Origin of the sequence: Streptomyces sp. NPDC004284, assembly GCF_042874035.1 — a bacterium.
GTDB lineage: Bacteria > Actinomycetota > Actinomycetes > Streptomycetales > Streptomycetaceae > Streptomyces.
The window spans coordinates 463,182-480,524 of record NZ_JBIAMJ010000002.1 but is presented as its reverse complement, the minus strand read 5'-3'; the positions used below and the strand labels follow the sequence as shown (position 1 = coordinate 480,524).

The following is a 17,343-nucleotide window of genomic DNA, read 5'->3' as shown; positions in this document are numbered from 1 at the left end:
GCGCACGCCCCCGCCCCGGAATCCTGTGGTCGGCCCCCACCGTAACTTCTCCCGAGTTTCCCGAAGCCCCTCCCGGAGCCGCTCCGAACTGATCGGAAAGCCTGCTTTGCACCCGTTCCGACCTGCACGGGCGTACTTCCAGGGGCGTACGCGCGGGGCATGTACTCCGTCGGCGGTACCCGCGAAGACGTCCCCTGGTACGACGACGCGGACGGCCGGGAGGAGAGATCGTGGAAGGTATGAGTCCACTCATGCTGTCCGTCGTCCTGGCCCTGGCCTCCGCGGTCGCCTACGCGGCCGCGGCGATCGTGCAGGAGCGGGTCGCGTCCTCCGCCGCGGCCCCGCGCTACGCGCCGCTGCGCAATCCGGCCTGGTGGGTCTCCGTCCTGCTCAACGGCGTCGGCGCGAGCCTGCACGTCGCCGCCCTGGCGTACGGTCCGCTCAGCCTGGTCCAGCCGCTGGGCGCCCTCACCATCGTCTTCGCGCTGCCCATGGCGGCCCTGTTCGTCGGCCGCAGGGCCGGGCGGCGGGCCTGGCGCGGCGCGCTGATGGCCACGGTGGGCCTCGCCGGGCTGCTGAGCCTCACCAGCGGCACCGAGGGGTCCCTGAGCGACGGGGAGCGGTGGCTGCTCACGGGCACCGCCTTCGGCGCGGTGGCCGTCCTGTTCACGGCCGCCCGTCTGGTGGGCCGGTCCGTGCTGCGCGGCATCGTGCTCGCCGCGGCGGCGGGCGTCTCCTTCGGCATGGCCTCGGTCCTCACGAAGTCGGTGGCCGAGGAATGGACGCCGCGGGCCCCGCTCGCCGAGTGGACGGGGCTGCTCGTGCTCTCCGCCTTCGCGGTGACCGGGCTGCTGCTCTCCCAGGCCTCCTACCGGGGTGCGGGGCTCGCCGCCCCGCTGGCCACCGTCACGGTGGTCAACCCGGTGGTCGCCGCGGCCGTGGGCGTGACGCTCTTCGGCGAGAGCTTCCGCTACGGCGCGGCGGGCACCGTAGCGGCGCTGATCTGCGGCGCGGTCGCGGCGGGCGGCCTCGTACAGCTCACGCTCGACCGCATGACGGCCCCGCCGGAGTCCCTGTCGGTGTCATCGTCCGAGGCGCCGACGGCGTCAGATGGAGACGCCTCGCGCCCTGAGGTAGGCCAGGGGGTCGATGTCGGAGCCGTACCCGGGACCCGTCCGGATCTCGAAGTGGAGGTGCGGTCCCGTGCTGTTGCCGGTCGATCCTGAGCGCGCGATGCGCTGACCGGCGTGCACCCGCTGGCCCTCACGGACGGCGAGCGCGGAGAGGTGCGCGTACTGGCTGTAGCGGCCGTCGTCGTGGCGCACGACGATCTGGTAGCCGTACGCCCCGCCCCACCCGGCGGACACGACCCGGCCGCCGGCCACGGCCCTGACGGAGGTGCCGGTGGGCACGGGGAAGTCGACCCCGGTGTGGTAGCCGCTGGACCAGGAGGAGCCACGGGTGCCGTACCGGGTGCCGATGCCGGCGGAGACGGGCGCGGAGTAGTCGTCCGTGGACGGCTCGGCGGCGGGCTTGGGCCTGTGGGTCGGCTTGGGGCTGGGCTTGTGGGTCGGCTTCGGGGTGTGCTTGGTGTGCGGCGTGGTGGGCTTCGGTGCCGGCTTGTGGGTCGGCTTGGGCGCCGGCTTGTGCGTCGGCTTCGCCGAGGGGCGGGTGTCGGGTCCGGCCAGCGGGGTCTTGGGGAGTACGGCCTCGGGAGGCGCGGTCCTGGGCGGCGTGACCTTGACGGGCCGGACGGTCCGCGCGGGCGGGGCGGCCTTCTGCGGGGCCTTCTCCGCCTTCTTCTCCGCCTTCTTCGGGGCCGTGATGCGCAGGGTCAGGCGCTGCCCGGGGCGGATGAGGTCGGGGTCGTCGCCGACGACCGCCCGGTTGGTGTCGTACAGACGCTGCCAGCCGCCCTTGACGCGCTCGTCGTGGGCGATCTTCGACAGGGAGTCGCCGGGCGTCACCGTGTACATCTCGCGCACGGTGGGCACGGTGGTCGGGCTCGCGCCCCGCGCCGGCTGTTCGGGTAAGAGGCGCTGCCCCAGGGACGCCGCGCGGACGGCGTTCCCGCCGCCGGTCGGCTCGGGTGCCGCGGCGCGCAGGGCCGCGACGTCCGGTGTCCCGCCGCCGCGGGCGAGGCCCGCGCGGGGGCCGCAGGCCGGCCAGGCGCCGGGCCCCTGGCCCTTGAGGACGCGTTCGGCGATCGCGATCTGCTGGTCCTTGGAGGCGAGGTCGGCGCGCGGCGCGTAGTGCGTGCCGCCGTACCGCTCCCAGGTGGACTGGGTGAACTGGAGGCCGCCGAAGTAGCCGTTGCCGGTGTTGATGTGCCAACTGGAGGAGGACTCGCAGGACGCGACCTTCTCCCAGACGTCGAGCGAGGCGGCATGCGCGGCGCCCGCGCCGATCAGCGGCAGCGCCATGCCGGCGCCTCCCGCCGTGACGGTGAGCGAGGCACGGTTGATCCGGCTCGGCTGGTGGCGGCGGTGACGTCCGCGTACGGCCATGGGCCCCCCTTGAACACAGCGACAGCCGTCCAAGTTAGGGGTGGCGCACGCTCCGTGACAAGGGCCGCGCGAAACCTCAAGACCCTTATGTCACCTATGCGTTGACTCTGTTCACCCGCCGGCGGGTCCGGGTTCGGGCTGAGGTTCGGGTTCCGGTACGGGCCGCCCCGGCCGGGGCGTGGGAGTGGGCTCCGGGTCCGGCGGGACCGGCACCGGGTTCGGCGGGGGCACGGGCGGCGGCGAGGGCACGGGCGGGATCGGCGGCGGGGGCAGCGGATCGGGGAAGGGATGCGTCATCGCGGACCTCCCGGTCGGCGGGGTCCCCCCGACACGGGGAGCGTGCGCGCGGGGACCCACAAGGGCTCCCTTCCAGGGTCGCCCCGCCACCTCGGCCGCGCCCGCCGGGTCACCCGGCGCCCCTCCCGGAGGGGCGCCGAGTGACCGGAGGCCGGGCTCAGACCCGCGCGGGCACGGCGTGCGGGCCGCGCACCGTGTCGCTCCCGGGGACGGGCGCGGACGCGTCGGCACCCAGCTCCACGATGTGGTTCTCGCCGTCGACGTGCACGACGCGGGGCACGAGGGTCCGCGCCTCCGCGTCCTCGACCTGCGCGTAGCTGATGAGGATCACCAGATCACCCGGGTGCACGAGGTGGGCGGCGGCGCCGTTGATCCCGATGACCCCGGAGCCGCGCTCGCCCTCGATGACGTACGTCTCCAGGCGGGCTCCGTTGTCGATGTCGACGATGTGGACGAGCTCGCCGGGCAGCAGATCCGCCGCCTCCATCAGCTCCGCGTCGACGGTGACCGATCCGACGTAGTGCAGGTCCGCCTGGGTCACGGTGGCACGGTGGATCTTGGACTTGAACATGGTACGGAACATGAAGAAACTCCTGAAATGTCTGCTCCCTGCCTGCTTCAGCAGGTCAAGGGCGGTCTTCGGAGCGTACAACGATTCTCGTGCCCGATCAGCTGCCCCCAGGTGTTGCAGGACTCACGCTGACCGGTCGCCGACTTCCCTCCACCTTCAGTTGGACGAGGCCGTCGCGAGCGCACGCGTCGTGGCACGCATCCGTCCGCAGACGCACGACGATTGCGAAGAACCGCTCCGGGAGCCCCGGAGCGACTGCGGCACACGGGCCGCTGCCCGGCGTTCCCTGACGAACGGAGCCTGGCCGTGCGTGAGTTCCTGGTCGAGATCACGACCGCCGTCCCCGAGGGCACATCCCAGGAAGAGGTCGACCGGCGCCGCGCCGCCGAGGCCGTGCGGGCGGGCGAGCTCGCCGAGTCCGGGCGTCTCGCCCGCCTGTGGCGTCCCGTCGGCGAGCTCCGCGGCATCGGCGTCTGGCGGGCCGTCGTCGGCCCGGACCGCCGCCAGGTGAGGGCACACCGAACAACGGGAGACCCTCAGGAGTACGTCCTCGGGCACGATCCGGCCCGCCGCCCCCGTCCGACGCGGGAAGCACCGCTTCGCCGTCGCCGCCCTGACGGGCGCTGCCGTCCATGGCCGAGAACGCATGGTGGTACCCGTACTACTTCGCCACCGAGCGCGGCGTGGCGGGCCTCACCCGGTACCGTCACGACCTGGGTCGGTTCATCTGGAAGTTCAACTCACCCCCCTGGAACTTCACCCAGGACACGTACGACCGCACAGCAGCGGCCTCCGACAACCCCGACTACGTCGCGCTCGTGATCGGGAACCACCGCTGGCGGCAGAGCCTGGCCCCCGGCGAGCCGGGGTACGCGGACCTGGAGCGCTGCTGCAGCAGGCCCCGGCCGTCGGCGTACCCACGATCACGATCGACGGCCGCTACGAGCCCTTCACCCCGGCCGGCGACGGGTCCGCGTACCGCGCCATGTTCACCGGCCAGTACGACCACCGCGTCCTCGACGTCGGCCACAACGTTCCCCAGGAGGACCCTCGGGGCTTCGCCACGGCCGTCGTCGACGCGGCCGAGTGGTGACCGTTCCACCCCGTCGATCGGGCTGCTTCCACCGGCCTGCGGAAAACGCATCCCGGCAAGGCCCTCGACGGCACCGTCGCAGCCGTCGGAGGCGCGGGCAGGCGCCACGTGTCGCTCCCAGGGCCTGTCCGGCGGATCCTGATCGTGTACGTCGTCGAACTCTCCGGGAGTCCGCTGTGAGCACGGCACGTGATCTGTGGATCACCGTCATGGAACTCGACCCCGGCCGTGTCGTGTCCCGGGGCGCCCTGTCGCTGGCGCTCGCAGGCGCCGAGGTGATCGACCTGCTGGACCTCGGCGCCATCCTGCTGGACGGCGACAGCCTCGTACCGGTCGACGACCCGACGCCGCAGGACGCCCTCCTGCGGCAGGCATGCGCCGCGCTCGTCCGGCACGAGCCGTACGAGTCGTTGGACGACTGGTTGTGGCGACGGGGCCGCGCCCTGGCCTACGGCTACGAAGCGGCACTGGAATCGGACGGCGACCTCAGCCGGACGCACCGGCGCCGGCTGCCCTTCGGGGGCGGAGGCGAACTGGTACTCACCGACTCCCTCGCGCACCGCCGGGCGCAGGAGCGTCGGGAGGCGGGCGATCCCGTTCTCACCGCGCTCGTGGCGGCCCTCGGGCTGGCGGCCGAACCGGCCGCCGAGGCATCGGAACCGACGGATGACACGGCCACGGTGCTGGCCGCCGTCGGCGATGCGGAACTCGAACTGGAGGGCGAGAGCCAGCGCCGAAGCGTCGAGGAGGCGGCCTTCGACAACATCTGGCGGGGCACCGCGTTCTGACAGGAAGGCCGGGCCCCTGCGCACGGGCCGCGGACGAGGCGACCCGGATCGACGCGGCGCCCGGCAGCGACAGGGCCGTCGACCGCACCGGGCCCGATCCGGCCCACCGCCCCAGCCACGATGGCCCACGATACGTGCGCCACGGCGCGGCCGGGATCGACCGCGGCACCGGCGCCGACGGCATCCCGCGGCTCCCCCGCCGCGCAGAGTCGCCCGGCCCCTCGCCGGACAGTTCGCGTACCTCCGCGCCGATGTCGACCTTCTTCGTCTCGGCCCGGAACTGCCGCAGCACGTCCAACTCCTGGCGGGTGAACCCGTCCCGGCTCATCCGTACCGCCTTCGCCGACACTCCCAGGATCTCCCGGACCCGCACGGCGTCCGCACCGGCCTCCGGTGCAGCTTCCGGTACGCCGTGGCCGCCTCGCTGCGGCATCGCGCCTCGGCCCGGTCGACGATCGCGTCCATCCGGCGCGCCTGCCCGTCGATATGCGTCCGCATGGCATCCAGGTCGTCCGCGAGGCGCTTCAGGTCCTCGTCGGCGACGTGGAGGTCCGGTTCGATGGGCAGGGGCGGCTCCCGGGTCGGTGCTGCTCGGCGAAGTGGGCGTGGACGGCGTCGAGGAGGAGGTGGATGCGCGCGTGGGTCACCTGGGGCATGACGGTGGCGAAGGCGGCATCGAGTTCGACGGGTGTGCGAAACGAGTAGAGGAGACGCTGCAACTCCCCAGCCAGATAGGCGAGTTCCTGACAGTCGGGATGCTCGCTGGTCAGGATCTCCTCCAGGGCCTCGTCCACGCTGTCGTGCTCTCCCGAGACCATCGACGAAACGTAGGCCGACGTCAGCGAGAAGCGCCGGGTCGCCTCCCAGTCGGACAGCGGCAACTCTGTCGGGTCCGGGTACGAGAGGAACTGCGGTTCGCGGATGAGCGCGGCCAGCGAGCGCAGGAAGTCCGCCGGCGGATCGTCGCCGGCCGCGCGCGCCAGCCCCTCGCGGTACGCGGCGGGCCTCGTCTCGAACACCGCCGTGCCGACCTCGCCGGCCAGGAGGTCGAGCAGCGACGCCAGCGACGCGGGCGGCATCGCCGCTGACGTGGCCCGGGAATCCTGCAGGAAGCGGGAAAGCCGCTGGAGTTCGTCCTCCAGCGGTGCGGCCCCGGGGTTGCGCGACGCGACGGCGACGCGCATGAGGAGCCCCACCGCGCCCGAGGTGAGGAAGTCGTGGTGTTTCGAGGTCACGGGGGCGCATGTTACGGCGGGTACGGGTAGGCGGTACGGACGTAGAAGGTCCCGGACTCGGGCGAGTAGGCGAGGACGAGTTTCACGCTGTGGACCTGGGTCGGCTGGGCCTGGGAGTCCTGGGCGGCGAAGGCGGACTGCGAGACGGAGGATCCCGTCACGGCGTTCGCCCCGTTCGCGTCCTTCACGGTGAAGACGCCCAGCCGCGGCGAGGAGACCGGGCTGAACGTCCCGTCGGCCACCTTGTCGCGCTGGTCGTTCATCCAGTTCTGGATCTTCTGAAGGTTGTCGGGGTCGTTCAGGGCGGCCTGGAGCGACTTCTGCGCGACGGGCAGGTCGGGGAAGGCCGAGGCGTCGACGCCCTGGTCCCGTACGCGCGACCGCAGCCGGTCCGGACCGAGGCCGACGTGGCGGTCGATGGTGTGCGCGTCCTTGCCCGGCTTCAGCGGGTCGTTCGGGGACGCCTGGTAGGGGTTGGTCTCCCACTCCGTCGATGCGAGGTCGATGGAGTGGGAGACCAACCTGTCGTTCGGGTCCCGCGACTGCTCGTTGAGCGGAACGATCGACCGGTTGAACTCGAAGAGCGAGCGCGCACCGAACGCCTCGGCCCGGGCCCCTCCGCCTGGAAGGTCGGCACCGCCCGGGATGCCTCCTCCAGCGGTGCGATCAGGTCCTTCACCATCTGGATCTGGGCCCGCAGCGCGGTCTCGTAGGTGTCGACCGCCCTGTTGACCGCGTCCGTGTCGATGTTGAGGAGCACCGCGGCGAGCAGCCCCTTCGCCGGCTTCTTGATGCTGTCGACGAGGCTCTTGAAGAAGTCCTTGATGTCGCCGACGTCGAGGAAGGCCACCGCGTCCTTGAACGCCTTGTACAGGATGTGGCGCAGTTCGCTGCGGACCTTCTCGGCGGCCTCCGCGTACGAACGGAGGGCCTGGGCCGGCATCTGGGCGGTGGTGCTGAGGACGGCGAGGACCGGGGGCTGCCGCCCGCGCCGGTGGGTGGCGTGTGCCCCCCCCTTCGTATCCGGCCGTGTTCTTGCCCCGTGCCGTCGTGCCCCACAGCGACGACACGAACTGCAGCATCGCCCTGTACCAGTCCCCGTTGGCGTGGTCCGTGGTGGCGTTGGCGGTGTCGTCGAGCTGCCCCTGGATGAGGCCGAGACCCGTCTGGTACGGCAGCCATGCCTGCGAAATCCCATCGACCCGGAGGTGGTCGGGGAGCGGCATGATCTCCACCGCGCGGCCGGTGCGCAGCGCCTCCTCGACGACCTCGCGTATCAGGTCACCGGGGATCCCGCCGCCGAAGACGTCGAGGAACTCGTCGGCTCCGTTGCCGTCCCGGACGCCGAACGGCGACGGGACCTTGTACGCCGGCGGCGCGGAGATGGCCTGCGGCGGCGACTGCTGCGCGAAGGGCGGATCGTTCGGGTGGGTGGCGGCGTCGGGGGCAGTCGGGCCGGCGGGCCCGAGGGCTTCTGGGAAGGCGGCGTCGGCGGCGCGTTCGGGCTGGGCGACGGCGTCGGCTGGGGGCTGGGCGAGCCCGACGGCTTTCCCTGGGAAGGCAGTTGCGTGACGCCAGGCGCCGGGGTGGGGCTGGGCCGCGGAGGCGAAGTCGGGCTGGGGCTCGGACTCGGCGACGTCGTGCCCGTCGGACTGGGCGCGGGCGTGGTCACCGGGTCGTCGTCCTGTACGCCGCAGGACAGCGCGCGTACGTGCCTGCGCCTCGTCCCATGAGATCCCCGGCTCCGTCGGACCGCACGCGAAGCCAGCAGTCCGTACCCGGGCGGTGTACGGCAGGAACAGGGCGGGACATCGTCCTGATTGCGGTGAGCCGTACGCCGGTCGGTGCGGCCCTCGACGACCTCACGGCCCGCAACGGCTGGTCTTCCCGAGGGGATCGCCGCCACCGGGGCGAGACTTCGGGTGTTCGGCCGCGAAGGCCGGCCGACCCCGCTGGGGCCGACGTCCGCCGATCTCCATGTGCTCGGGGCCTTGGCCGTGCGCGCGGCAGTCGCGGCGTCAGTGCCCTTCCGGGCGGTCTTGGCCACGACCTGCCGGGGGAGCGGGGTCCGGGCCGAGGGGGACGCGCAGGGCGAGGATGGCCAAGTCGTCGTGGCCGTCGCTGGGGTGGTGGTCGGCCAGCGTGTTCACGAAGTCCTGCAGGGGCAGGCCGACGTGGGCCGCGGCGAGTTCGGCGAGTTGGGCCATGCCCTCGTCGACCGACTGGGCGGGGTGTTCGATCAGTCCGTCGGTGTAGAAGACCAGGACGGCGCCCGGGGGCAGGGGGTGGGTCTGGTCGGGGCGGTGGTGTCCGGTGTTCACCGCGAGGGGCAGGCCGGGTTCGGTGTGCAGGTATTCCGTGTGCCGGTCGGGGGTGATCAGGAGTGGCGGGAGGTGCCCGGCGGTGCTCCAGTGCAGTGTCCAGCCCTGGTCTGCGGGTTCGATGCGGGCGAGGCAGGCGGTCGTGACGGGCAGGTCGGTGATGGCGTCCAGGGTGAGGTCGAGCTGGTGCAGGACGGAGCTGGGCGGGGTGAGGTGGTCGTAGAGCAGGGCCCTCAGCATGTTGCGGGTCTGGGCCATGGCGGCCGCCGCGTGCAGGTCGTGGCCGACGACGTCGCCGATGACGACGGCGCAGGCGTTGTCGGGCAGCCAGACGGCGTCGTACCAGTCTCCGCCGAGGTGGCCGGGGGTGGGGGCGGGCCGGTAGGTGGCGGCTGCGGTGAAGGGATGCAGGTCGGGCAGGGTGGGCAGCAGGAGCCGCTGGAAGTGTTCGGCGCTGTCGCGGACCTGTTCGAAGAGGCGGACGTTCTCGATGGCGATGCCGGCGGCGCCGGCGAGGCTGATGACGATGTCCTCGTCTTCGCGGTCGAAGGGCTGCCCGTCGCTGCGTTCGGACAGGTAGAGGTCGCCGTAGATGGTGCCGCGGACGCTGACGGCGACGCCGAGCAGGGTGCGCATGTGCGGGTGGCCGGGCGGGAACCCGGCGGAGGCGGGGTGGGCGGCGATGTCGTCGACGCGCAAGGGCTCGGGGTGGTGGATCAGGTGTCCCAGGACGCCGCGTCCACGGGGGAACTCGATGTCGGCCAGGTCGGCGCGCTCGGACTCCGACAGACCGGCGGTGATGAACTGCTCCAGTGCCCGGCCGGACTCGTCGAGCACCCCCAGGGCGCCGTAGCGGGCGCTGACCAATTCCATGGCGGTGGTGACGATGCGGTGCAGCACCGCAGGCAGGTCCGTCTCCCGGGTGATGGCCAGCACCGCGTTCAGCAGCCCCTGCAGCCGGTCCTTGGCAGCGGCGAGTTCCCGTAGCTGTGCGGCGATCTGCTCCAGCTGGCGATCCAGCCGCAGCCGCAGGTCGACGTACTGCTGCTCGGGCTGTTCCCCCGTTCCTCCCATCACGAGCGCCCGGCCGTGCGGTGTCCGGTCCCGGTGACGCCGGGCCGGTGGGCGTCGGTGTCCGTCCGGACCGGGGTCGCCTGGAACGTGATCCGGCCGGCGATCAGGACCAGTGGGCGGCGCTCACTCACCCGGGAGGGCCCGGGGAACTCCGCGGCCCGCACCAGGCGTCGCCTTCGGCGGACCTCGCGGTCGGTGACCAGGGTCCGCGGACGCCCCGGCAGGAACCGCTCGCAGGACGTCTGCTCGCGCCGCGCACTCGCCGCGCACTCGACGAACCGCTCGCGGAACGGCGGCGGTCGAAGGCCACGGCGGGCACCGTCGATCGGCGCGTCCACCGCATCGCCCGGCAGCCTCGCCGGCAACACCCGCTCATCGGCGATCTCAGCGGTCTCGGTGGGGGTCATCCGCTCGTGCCCTTCGTGCTTGCGTGGGTCCTCTTCACCGGCTGCAGCAGTCGGTCGTACGTGTCCGGCGGTGAGGTCCGCACGTCCGGCGGCAGCCGCCGCGCGTGCAACGGGATCACCTGTCGCGCCGGCCGCCTCCTCGTCCTCGTCAAGGCCGGAGCGACATGCCCACTCGTGCCCGATGTCGTGATCAACCCGAACAGAGTGACGCCGCCAAACAGCCCAAACCGCCCATTACGCCGAAGGCGGCATGTCGCACGCCTCACGTGACGCGGCTCCACGCATCGGTGCCGTCGTGGTCTCCTCCGATCTCCTTCGCGGACGTTCCCGGGATCACGGGATCAGCTCGTCGAACACCTCGAACTGGAACTCCGGCGCGGTCAGCGGTTGCTCGGCCCAGATGACCTTGCCCCGGGCCGAGTAACGGGTCCCCCACCGCTCGGCCAGCTGCGCCACCAGGAACAGACCCCGGCCACCCTCATCCGTGGTGGCGGCGTAGCGCAGGTGCGGAGCGGTGCTGCTGCCGTCCGAGACTTCGTAGACGAGGCTGCTGTCCCGCAGCATGCGGACCCGGATCGGCTCGGCACCGTAGCGGATGGCGTTGGTGATCAGCTCGCTGAGGATCAGCTCGGCGGTGAAGGACAGGTCCTCCAGGCCCCAGGCCGCCAGTTGATCGGCACACTCCTTCCGTACGCGTGACACCGAGGCGAAGTCGAGCGGCACGTCCCAGACGGCCACTTGTCCGGGGTCGAGCAGCCGGGTGCGCGCGACGAGGAGCGCGATGTCGTCCGTGCGGCGCGGCGGGACCAGCGCGTCGAACACGGCTTGGCAGACGCCGTCCGGCGAGCGGGCGTCGGCGCCCGCCAGGGAGTGGCGCAGCACCTCGAGCCCGGTCCCCAGGTCGCGCTCCCGGTTCTCGACGAGCCCGTCGGTGTAGAGCACCAGCGTGGTTCCGGGAGCCAGTCGCAGCTCGGTCGTCTCGAAGGGCAGACCGCCCACGCCGAGCGGCGGCCCGGCCGGCAGGTCGACGAACTCCGCGCCGCCGCCCGGCTCCACCAGCACGGGCGGTGGATGGCCGGCCCGCGCCATGGTGCAGTCGCCGGACGTCGGATCGTAGATCGCATAGAGGCAGGTGGCGCCCGTGACGGCCGCTCGCTCGCCCTCGCCGTCCTGCTCTTCCCCGGACGTCTCCGCCTTGTCGAGGCGGGTGACCAGTTCGTCGAGGCGGGCGATCAGCTCGTCCGGAGGCAGTTCGAGGGCGGAGAAGTTGAGGACGGCCGTGCGCAGGCGGCCCATGGTGGCGGCGGCGTGCAGGCCGTGGCCGACGACGTCGCCGACGACGAGCGCGACGCGGAAACCTGGCAGCGGAATGACGTCGAACCAGTCTCCGCCGACCCCGTGCAGCGCCGGCACATAGCGGTGGGCCGCCTCCAGGGCGCTCTGCTCGGGCAACCCCCGGGGCAGCAGACTGCGCTGCAGCGTCTCGGCCATCGTGTGCTCACGGGTGTACCGGCGGGCGTTGTCGACGCAGATCGCCGCGCGGGCGGCCAGTTCGTCGGCGAAGGAGAGGTCGTCCTCCTCGAACGGCGGCGACCCCGCCCGCCAGAAGTTGACCGTGCCCAGGGTCATGCCGCGCGCCCTCAGAGGCGCGCAGATCAGCGAGTGGACCCCGTACGAGAGCATCCGGTCGGCCCCCTCCGGGACGTGTGCCTGCCAGGCAACGGCGTGGCGCAGATCGGCGGCGAGCGCGGCGCGCCCGGTCACCAGGGCGGTCGTCTCCGGAGTGCCGGGGAGCGTGCCGAGCTGCGAGCCCACGGGAAGGAACGGATGGTCTTCGCTGACGCCGCCGAGCGCCACGCGGCGGATCCGCAGGCCCTGCGCGGTGCCGAGGTCCGGGGGCGGCTCCTCACCGTTCAGCACGGGTTCGACCAGCTCGACCGTGGCGAAGTCCGCGAAACCGGGAACCGCCACATCGGCCAGCTCCTGCGCGGTCCGCACCACGTCCAGGGTGGTGCCGATCCGCAGCCCCGCGTCGTAGAGCAGCTGCAGCCTGGCCCGGGCCGCCTCGGCCTGCCCGGCCAGCGCCCGCAGCTCGGTGGTGTCCCGGACGGTCGCGACGCTGCCCGGCCCTCCGCCGAACGGTGCGGTGGGGCGGATGTTGACGGCGAGCAGCAGGTCCCCGGCCCGGTGCACCTCGTCGGTGACGCCCCGACCGGACACCAGCAGCTCGGTCAGCGCGGGATCGAGCCCGAGCCCGGCGACCGGCCGGCCCTCCACCCCGGGAGGCAGTTCGAGCAATCGCCGGGCCTCGTCGTTCGCCAGCAGCACCCGTCCGTCTCCGCCGACGATCAGCACACCCTCGCGGACCGCATGCAGCACCGCGTCGTGGTGCTCGTACATCCGCGTCATCTCGGCCGGCCCCAGGCCGTGCGTCTGACGGCGCAGCCGCCGCCGTGCCAGCGCCGCCCCGCCCGTGCCGACCACGAGCGCGGCCGCCGCGCCGCCGAACAGGACCGGCAGCTGCTGATCCACCGCGCTGCCCACGTGCGCGACGGTGATCCCGACTCCGACCACTCCGGCAACCGAACCGTCCGGCCTGGTGACCGGCGCGCCGGACTCCACGACCCGTCCGAGGGGCGTCTGGAAGCTGTCGGTGGTCAGCCCCTCGAGAGCGTTCTGGAACGGGCCGACGACGTGTTTCCCGATCAGCTCGGGACTGTCGGCCGTGTAGCGGATTCCCTCCGGACTGGCGAACACGACGTAGTCGACTTTGCCCTCCTGCACGACCTCGTCGGCCAGCGGCTGCAGCACCGCGGTCGGATGGGGACTGTCCATCGCACTCACCACGCCGGGGGCCCGCGCGAGGACGACGGCCGCGGCACGTGTGCGGCCCACGGCCTCACTCGTGGCGGATCTCCGGGCCTGCAGCACGAGCGCCGTCAGCGCCGCGCCGACCAGCAGCAGCACGACCACCAGCAGGAACACGAACATCTGCCCGGCGACGGTCCGCACCCGCAGCCGCGAACGGACCCCGCCCCGGACGGACCGGTGTTCCCCTCGGCCGCCCGGGTCCGTTCCACGAGCGGCGGAACCATCCGTTGCATTCATCCAGGCCATCCCCGCACGTCCGGGTCTCAGCTGCTCCCCACGCTGCCACTCCGCCCGAAGACGCGCATGACGGGACGAGCTCATGAGAGCCGCCGGACTCGAATCGCCGGCCGGCCCGATGCCGACCGTTTGCCGACCTCAGCCTTGGCGGCAGCTACCTGACTTGTGCAGACGTCCACACACTAACTGTTGGACCTGAACATCGTTCGTATCATCGAGGCACTCCTGAACATAGGCTCCATGACTGCGTTTTTGCAGGTCAAGGGCTGTTTCATCTGCTTCCTCGGCACGTCGCAGGGCGGTCGGCGAAGGGCGTCCCCCGCCTGCCCCGATTCCACTCCGACACCTTTACCAGCCTACGCAGCGCTCCCCCGCAGGGCATCCGTGATCACCGCCGCTCCGGGCCGATGTGTCTCGCCGTCCAGCGCGCGGACGGCGCACATGTCATGCCTGGCGCGAGCCGTGTCAGGTGGTGTGCTCCGGGTAGGCGCCGCATCGGGGGGGTCCGGCGCCGACGGCGCCGGGCGGTGGAGAGGAGCGGCTGTGAGGCGGAATCCGGTGGATGTGTCCGGCGGGCGGATCGCCGACCCGTGGGGCGGTCGCACTCCGTACGGCCGGGGTGACCAGTGGCCCGTGCGCACGGACTCCTGCCTGGCCGAGGGAGTGACCGAGGAGGAGGTCGACGGGTGGGTGCGGGCGGCTTCGCTCCTGCATTCCGACGGTGACGCGATGGACATCGCCGTCCGGGACGGGCGGATCGTCGGGGTCCGCGGCCGGGCCGGCGACCGCGTCAACCGGGGCCGGCTGGAGCCGAAGGACCTGTACGCGTGGCAGGCCAACGACTCTCCGGACCGGCTGACCCGGCCGCTGGTCCGCGAGGGCGGGCGCCTGGTCGAAAGCGACTGGCCCACGGCGATGGGGCGCGTCGTCACCAGGTCGCGGGAGCTCATCGGTGCCCACGGTCCGGAGGCGGTCGCGTTCTACACCTCCGGGCAGCTCTTCCTGGAGGAGTACTACACGCTGGCCGTCCTCGCCCGGGCCGGTATCGGCACCCCCCATCTGGACGGCAACACCCGCCTGTGCACGGCGACGGCGGCGGAGGCGCTGAAGGAGTCCTTCGGCAGCGACGGCCAGCCCGGCTCGTACGAGGACATCGACCAGGCGGATGCGATCGCCCTGTTCGGGCACAACATCGCCGAGACGCAGGCCGTCCAGTGGATGCGGATCCTGGACCGGCTGGACGGTCCCCACCCGCCCCGTCTGCTGTGCGTGGACCCGCGGCTCACCCCGGTGGCGCGCCGGGCGACCGTACACCTCGCGCCCCGGCTCGGGACCAACGTGGCGCTGCTCGACGCCCTGCTGCACGAGGTCGTCCGGCACGGCTGGACCGACCCCGGATTCATCGCCCACCGCACGGTCGGATTCGACGCCCTGCGCGAGCAGGTCGAACCGTGCACGCCCCGGTGGGCCGCCGGCATCTGCGACGTACCGGCGGCCGCGATCGAGGAGGCCGCCGAACTGCTCGGCACCGCCGACCGGCTGCTGTCGACCGTGCTGCAGGGGTTCTACCAGGCCAACCAGGCGACGGCCGCGGCCGTCCAGGTCAACAACCTGCACCTGATCCGCGGCATGCTCGGCCGTCCCGGCGCGGGGGTCCTGCAGATGAACGGGCAGCCCTCCGCCGAGAACACCCGCGAGTGCGGAGCCGACGGGGACCTGCCGGGCTTCCGCAACTGGCAGAACGAGGACCACGTGGCCGACCTCGCGCGGGTCTGGAACGTGGAACCGTCGGCCATCCCCCACGACGCGCCGCCCACCCATGCCATGAAGATCTTCCGATCGGCGGAGCAGGGCACGGTACGGATGCTGTGGATCAGCGCCACCAATCCGGCCGTGTCCCTGCCCGAACTGGCGCGGATCCGCTCCGTCCTCTCCCGGAAGGACCTGTTCACGGTCGTCCAGGACCTGTTCCTGACCGAGACGGCGCAATTCGCCGACGTGGTGCTGCCCGCGGCGACGTGGGGCGAGAAGACGGGCGCCTTCACCAACGCCGACCGCACCGTCCACCTGTCCGAGAAGGCCGTCGATCCGCCCGGCGAGGCCCGTCCGGACCTCGACATCTTCCTCGACTACGCGGCCCGCATGGGCTTCGAGGACAAGGACGGCGGCCGCCTCGTCCACTGGAGCGGCCCGGAAGAGGCTTTCGAGGCGTGGAAGCGGTGCAGTGCCGGCCGTCCCTGTGACTACACCGGTCTCAGCTACGAGAAGCTCCGCGGCCCGAGCGGCATCCAGTGGCCGTGCACCGAGCACGCCCCCGACGGCACGGACCGCCTCTACGGCGACGGCGTGACCTGGGCCCACCCGGACCTGTGTGAGACGTACGGCAAGGACCTGGTGACCGGCGAGCCGCTGGGCGAGGACTGGTACCGGTCGACGAACCCTGACGGGAAGGCGCTCATCAGACCCGCCCCCTACATCCCGCCGAAGGAATGGCCCGACGAGGACCACCCCTTCCAGCTGACCACCGGACGCACCCTCTACCACTTCCACACCCGCACCAAGACGGGCCGGGTCCCCCGACTCGCCGACGCGGCGCCCGACGTGTGGGTGCAGGTCGCGGCCGTCGACGCGACCCGCCTCGGGCTGGCGGAAGGCGACCTCGTCGAGGTCACCACGCGGCACGGTGCGCTCCGCGGACGGCTGCGCATCGGCTCCGTCCGTCCGGGCGTCCTGTTCGTGCCCTTCCACTACGGGTACTGGGACACCCCGGCCGGCAACGCCCCCGCCCCGGGGGCTGCGGGACGTGCCGCGAACGAGATGATCGCCACCGTCTGGGACCCCGTCTCCAAACAGCCGCAGTTCAAAACCGCCGCAGCCGCCCTGGCCCTCGTCGAACGGGCGACGGCTCCGCCGGCGCCGTACCCTCCGGCGTCAGTCCGATGAGGCGTCGGCGAAGGTGATCTCGCCGCTGGGGCGGAGTTCGGCCGCCATATTGCGTTCCATCATGCGCAGGGCCGCCTCGGCGAGGCCGGCGTCGATGTGCGCGACCGCGTCGAGGGCCACGACGACGTCGAGGTGCCGGATGTGGGCGTCGAGGGCCGAGTAGAGCACGCACTGCTCGGTCACCTGCCCGCACAGCACCACCCGCTGGACCCCGAGCTGGCCCAACAGGTAGGCCAGGGGCGTCTCGAAGAAGACGGAGTGCCGCGCCTTGACGACGAAGAGGGCCTCCTCGTCCGGTGCGACCGGCTCGACCAGGTCGCCGTGGCGGCCCGCGAGGGCGGCTTCGAGGAGCTCGCCGTGATGCGAACGCCAGCGGCCGAAATTGTCGTTCACGTAGACGACCGGCGCACGGGCCTCCCGAGCCCGCTCGAGCAGCGTCCCGACGCCCGGAAGGACTTCGCGGACGGACCGCACCAGCACCTCGGCATCCTCATGCTCATAGGTGTTCAGCATGTCGATCACGATGAGTGCCGTCCCTCCCCTCCCGTCGCGCTGCATCACGCCAAGCGCCTGCCCACGCCACGAGGTGCCAATCGCCGTGGCGAGCGCGCCGGTCGGCGATGCGCCGGCGAACCGGGCCGACGCGGGCTTTCCCTGCTCGACGGAGCAGGGCGCCGACGGGCCGACCGGGTTGCGGCATGGCTGCCGTCACCTGCGGTACGCGCCGTTCATCATGCATCCGACTGACCGGGTGCATCGCCCCTCGGCTTCGTCGTAGGCATGAGTCAGCAGGGCAGGGACCTTCGACGGCGAGGACGGCACGGTGGCCGAGCAAGCGGTCTCCCGCCTCGGCGGAGGTCCGGTGCTTCGGCCCCGCCGCATACGGCTCGGTGACCGCGCCGGCGGCCGGCGCGGTCACCTCCACGGGCAGGCCCGCCCCCATCGATCCTGGTGGGGGCGACGGCGCCTGACCTCCCGCGCCGGCCCCTCTCCAGCGCT

General features: G+C 72.4%; 15 protein-coding genes. 6 read left to right on the top strand and 9 right to left on the bottom strand.

Features of this window, described 5'->3' with window-relative positions; genetic code table 11:
• Nucleotides 1-239: 239 nt before the first annotated feature.
• Nucleotides 240-1,226, top strand: coding sequence for a DMT family transporter (locus ACFYUS_RS07290; protein WP_388846833.1), 987 nt, complete (start codon nucleotides 240-242; stop codon nucleotides 1,224-1,226).
• On the opposite strand, the gene ACFYUS_RS07285 is transcribed toward ACFYUS_RS07290, so the two are convergent.
• Together ACFYUS_RS07285 and panD are read right to left on the bottom strand one after the other, a co-directional pair.
• A complete protein-coding gene (locus tag ACFYUS_RS07285) occupies nucleotides 1,107-2,507 on the bottom strand; it encodes a peptidoglycan DD-metalloendopeptidase family protein (protein WP_388846829.1) in 1,401 nt (466 codons plus the stop codon). The two genes, ACFYUS_RS07290 and ACFYUS_RS07285, sit on opposite strands and share 120 nt — an antisense overlap.
• A gap of 454 nt (nucleotides 2,508-2,961) precedes the next feature.
• Entirely contained in the window at nucleotides 2,962-3,387 is a 426-nt protein-coding gene (gene panD, locus ACFYUS_RS07280; RefSeq protein WP_388846827.1) for an aspartate 1-decarboxylase, read from the bottom strand.
• Nucleotides 3,388-3,681: 294 nt separating this feature from the next.
• Here panD and ACFYUS_RS07275 point away from each other — a divergent pair, with 294 nt between their 5' ends.
• Both ACFYUS_RS07275 and ACFYUS_RS07270 read left to right on the top strand, forming a co-directional pair.
• Complete coding sequence (locus ACFYUS_RS07275; protein ID WP_388846825.1) at nucleotides 3,682-4,197, top strand: muconolactone Delta-isomerase family protein; 516 nt, start codon at nucleotides 3,682-3,684, stop codon at nucleotides 4,195-4,197.
• 447 nt (nucleotides 4,198-4,644) lie between these two features.
• A complete protein-coding gene (locus ACFYUS_RS07270) occupies nucleotides 4,645-5,256 on the top strand; it encodes a GPP34 family phosphoprotein (protein WP_388846823.1) in 612 nt (203 codons plus the stop codon).
• A gap of 524 nt (nucleotides 5,257-5,780) precedes the next feature.
• Here ACFYUS_RS07270 and ACFYUS_RS07265 read toward each other — a convergent pair.
• The 3 genes from ACFYUS_RS07265 to ACFYUS_RS07255 form a co-directional block, all read right to left on the bottom strand.
• Nucleotides 5,781-6,440, bottom strand: a complete 660-nt coding sequence (locus ACFYUS_RS07265; RefSeq protein ID WP_388846821.1) for a hypothetical protein — start codon at nucleotides 6,438-6,440, stop codon at nucleotides 5,781-5,783.
• Between the two features lie 62 nt (nucleotides 6,441-6,502).
• A complete protein-coding gene (locus tag ACFYUS_RS07260) occupies nucleotides 6,503-7,012 on the bottom strand; it encodes an RNase A-like domain-containing protein (protein WP_388846819.1) in 510 nt (169 codons plus the stop codon).
• Nucleotides 6,934-7,434: a hypothetical protein gene (locus ACFYUS_RS07255; protein ID WP_388846817.1), complete on the bottom strand. Its 501-nt coding sequence runs from the start codon at nucleotides 7,432-7,434 to the stop codon at nucleotides 6,934-6,936. Before ACFYUS_RS07255 ends, ACFYUS_RS07260 begins: the two co-directional genes overlap by 79 nt.
• A gap of 163 nt (nucleotides 7,435-7,597) precedes the next feature.
• Here ACFYUS_RS07255 and ACFYUS_RS07250 point away from each other — a divergent pair, with 163 nt between their 5' ends.
• Nucleotides 7,598-8,224, top strand: a complete 627-nt coding sequence (locus tag ACFYUS_RS07250) for a hypothetical protein (protein ID WP_388846815.1) — start codon at nucleotides 7,598-7,600, stop codon at nucleotides 8,222-8,224.
• Nucleotides 8,225-8,509: 285 nt separating this feature from the next.
• On the opposite strand, the gene ACFYUS_RS07245 is transcribed toward ACFYUS_RS07250, so the two are convergent.
• From ACFYUS_RS07245 to ACFYUS_RS07235, 3 genes are all read right to left on the bottom strand, one after another.
• Nucleotides 8,510-9,886: a PP2C family protein-serine/threonine phosphatase gene (locus tag ACFYUS_RS07245; RefSeq protein ID WP_388846813.1), complete on the bottom strand. Its 1,377-nt coding sequence runs from the start codon at nucleotides 9,884-9,886 to the stop codon at nucleotides 8,510-8,512.
• Nucleotides 9,886-10,293, bottom strand: a complete 408-nt coding sequence (locus ACFYUS_RS07240; protein ID WP_388846811.1) for a hypothetical protein — start codon at nucleotides 10,291-10,293, stop codon at nucleotides 9,886-9,888. Before ACFYUS_RS07240 ends, ACFYUS_RS07245 begins: the two co-directional genes overlap by 1 nt.
• Nucleotides 10,294-10,626: 333 nt before the next feature.
• Complete coding sequence (locus ACFYUS_RS07235) at nucleotides 10,627-13,284, bottom strand: SpoIIE family protein phosphatase (RefSeq protein ID WP_388846809.1); 2,658 nt, start codon at nucleotides 13,282-13,284, stop codon at nucleotides 10,627-10,629.
• A 675-nt stretch (nucleotides 13,285-13,959) separates the two neighbouring features.
• On the opposite strand from ACFYUS_RS07235, the gene ACFYUS_RS07230 reads away from it, so the two are divergent.
• Nucleotides 13,960-16,344, top strand: a complete 2,385-nt coding sequence (locus tag ACFYUS_RS07230) for a molybdopterin oxidoreductase family protein (RefSeq protein ID WP_388847750.1) — start codon at nucleotides 13,960-13,962, stop codon at nucleotides 16,342-16,344.
• On the opposite strand, the gene ACFYUS_RS07225 is transcribed toward ACFYUS_RS07230, so the two are convergent.
• Nucleotides 16,333-16,902 (bottom strand): cysteine hydrolase family protein, encoded by a 570-nt coding sequence (locus ACFYUS_RS07225; protein WP_388847748.1) that lies wholly within the window; start codon nucleotides 16,900-16,902, stop codon nucleotides 16,333-16,335. The two genes, ACFYUS_RS07230 and ACFYUS_RS07225, sit on opposite strands and share 12 nt — an antisense overlap.
• Here ACFYUS_RS07225 and ACFYUS_RS07220 point away from each other — a divergent pair.
• Nucleotides 16,856-17,122, top strand: coding sequence for a hypothetical protein (locus tag ACFYUS_RS07220; RefSeq protein ID WP_388847792.1), 267 nt, complete (start codon nucleotides 16,856-16,858; stop codon nucleotides 17,120-17,122). The two genes, ACFYUS_RS07225 and ACFYUS_RS07220, sit on opposite strands and share 47 nt — an antisense overlap.
• Nucleotides 17,123-17,343: the final 221 nt, after the last annotated feature.